This is a genomic window from Caballeronia terrestris (assembly GCF_001544515.1).
Lineage (GTDB): Bacteria > Pseudomonadota > Gammaproteobacteria > Burkholderiales > Burkholderiaceae > Caballeronia > Caballeronia terrestris.
Genome location: NZ_FCOL02000326.1, coordinates 1 through 1898 on the forward strand (window position 1 = coordinate 1; position 1898 = coordinate 1898).

At 60.4% G+C, this 1898-nt stretch carries 2 protein-coding genes; both read right to left on the reverse strand.

The features are described from left to right. The coding region (locus AWB67_RS37080) for a sigma 54-interacting transcriptional regulator (RefSeq protein ID WP_200822414.1) at positions 1-1064 on the reverse strand (1064 nt) is incomplete at its 3' end. Positions 1065-1259: 195 nt separating this feature from the next. After that, on the reverse strand, positions 1260-1610 hold the full coding sequence (locus AWB67_RS37085) for a hypothetical protein (protein WP_087660770.1): 351 nt from the start codon (positions 1608-1610) through the stop codon (positions 1260-1262). Positions 1611-1898: the final 288 nt, after the last annotated feature.

Genomic DNA, 1898 nt, shown 5'->3' on the forward strand with positions numbered 1-1898 from the left:
GTGTGGAGCGCGGCGATTGCGCACGGGGAGAAGCCGCGCAGCCGCCGGCGCGCGTCCTTCTTGAAGCGCTCGAGCATGTGCTTGGCGAGCAATTCGATGTCCCTGCCGCGCTCTCTGAGCGGCGGCTCATTGACTTGCAACACACATAGGCGGTGATACAGGTCGGCGCGAAAGCGGCCTTCGATCATTGCCGTCTGCATGTCGACGTGGGTCGCAGAAATGATACGCACGTCGACCGGCGTCGAGCCATGGCCGCCGAGGCGTTCGACCTTGCGTTCCTGGAGGAAGCGCAGCAGGCTCGCCTGGCTCTCGAGCGGCAAGTCTCCAATCTCGTCGAGAAAGAGCGTGCCGCCATTTGCTGCCTCAACTCGGCCGATCTTGCGCTGGTTCGCGCCGGTGAAAGCACCGCGCTCGTAGCCGAATAGTTCCGATTGCAGCAGATGCGCCGGAATCGCGCCGCAGTTAATCGCAACGAACGGCTGATCGCGCCGCGTCGAGCGTTCGTGAATTGCGGCGGCGGTCAGTTCCTTGCCGGTTCCCGACTCGCCTGAAATAAAAACGGGCGCATCGGTCATCGCGACTTTCCGGATTAAGCGGAAGAGGCCGAGCATCGCCTCACAAGAGCCGACCATTCCTGCTGTATTGTTTTCCCCGTCCGCTCGCTTGCCGTCTGAGGCTTCATCGTGTAACGACACCATGCCGTGCGCATGGCCGACAGCATCGACGATTCGCTCGTTGGCAATCGGTAGCGTTACATAATCGAAGCAGTAGTTGCGGATCAGCCGGCGCACCATGGCGTCGTTGAGCTGATCCGGAAAGCCAACTGCCACCCATCCCAGGCGCGAGTTGGCGAGCCACTGTTCGACAACAGGCAAATCCTGCGGAAGTCGAATGCCTGAAAAATCAACTATGCCCGCGCCGGCGCGCTCAGATCGGCTGGGGGTGTCGCAACGGCTGTCGAGTCGAACCACGTCGATGGACCATCGACGCGCTTCCAGTGCGGACTGCAAGTTGGTTGGCATTTCATGACCTACATACCATAGGTCGCGTAATTCCCCGGTCATGGCCCTCTCTCATCATATTTTATTATCTATCGAAGATTATGCATTTGCACAAAAAATTGCGCTACCGGGCAAATGTTAAACCGGTTCTTCGTCATTTAAATCAATGCGAAAGGCATAAGGTCCCAAAGCGACATGTAATATTTGCCGACGTTTAAGACGAGCTTTCTTGCGTGGTCGCGCGCGGCGGCTGGCGACTTAGAGGTAGTCTTTTTCTTGCGCAGCGATAGCCGCATGTGTCTCGCCGGCCGAGGTCAATCCATAGTGGAAGGCCGACGTAGCTCCTCGCTCAGGTGACTTGGCTCTTTCACGGGTCAGGTGGCCGCGCGCGACGAGCTCCGCGAGGTCTTGACCCAGCGTCATGCAGCGCGGCCCGCTTTCACTTGCCGTGATCGTCCCATTTACGGCCGCGACATAGTCAGCGAGGAATGTCGGGGTTGTGGTCGTGACCTTGTGGCCGTACCTGCCCGATGCGATGGCAACGAGCAGCCAGTTCAGGCGCTCGCGCGGCGGTTTTTTCTTGCGTGCGAAGACGCGGTGCATCGTCATTTTTCTTCATTGCTCAGTTTTAGCTGCTCTCGCAATATGCGTGCTGGGGGCTCGAGCGCGCCCGTGCGCGGTTCCAACGAGACGCTCGACGGCTCGCCGGCAAGCTTTTACCTCGTGCAGCGATCGTTTTGAGCGCGGGGTTGATCGCGCCGTGCCCGCCCGGTTCGCCGATGCGGCCGCCCTGCAGGTCTCGCCCGTCCGCCTGGACCTCTCCGCCGAGCGCCCCGTGGCCGCGCTGACGTTGCATAACGACGGCACGGCGCCCATCAACGCGCAGGTCCGCGTGTT

Bases quoted from the DNA above. Each gene is read 5' to 3' on its own strand.
- AWB67_RS37085 (WP_087660770.1), bottom strand. From the start codon at position 1,610: ATGACGATGCACCGCGTCTTCGCACGCAAGAAAAAACCGCCGCGCGAG.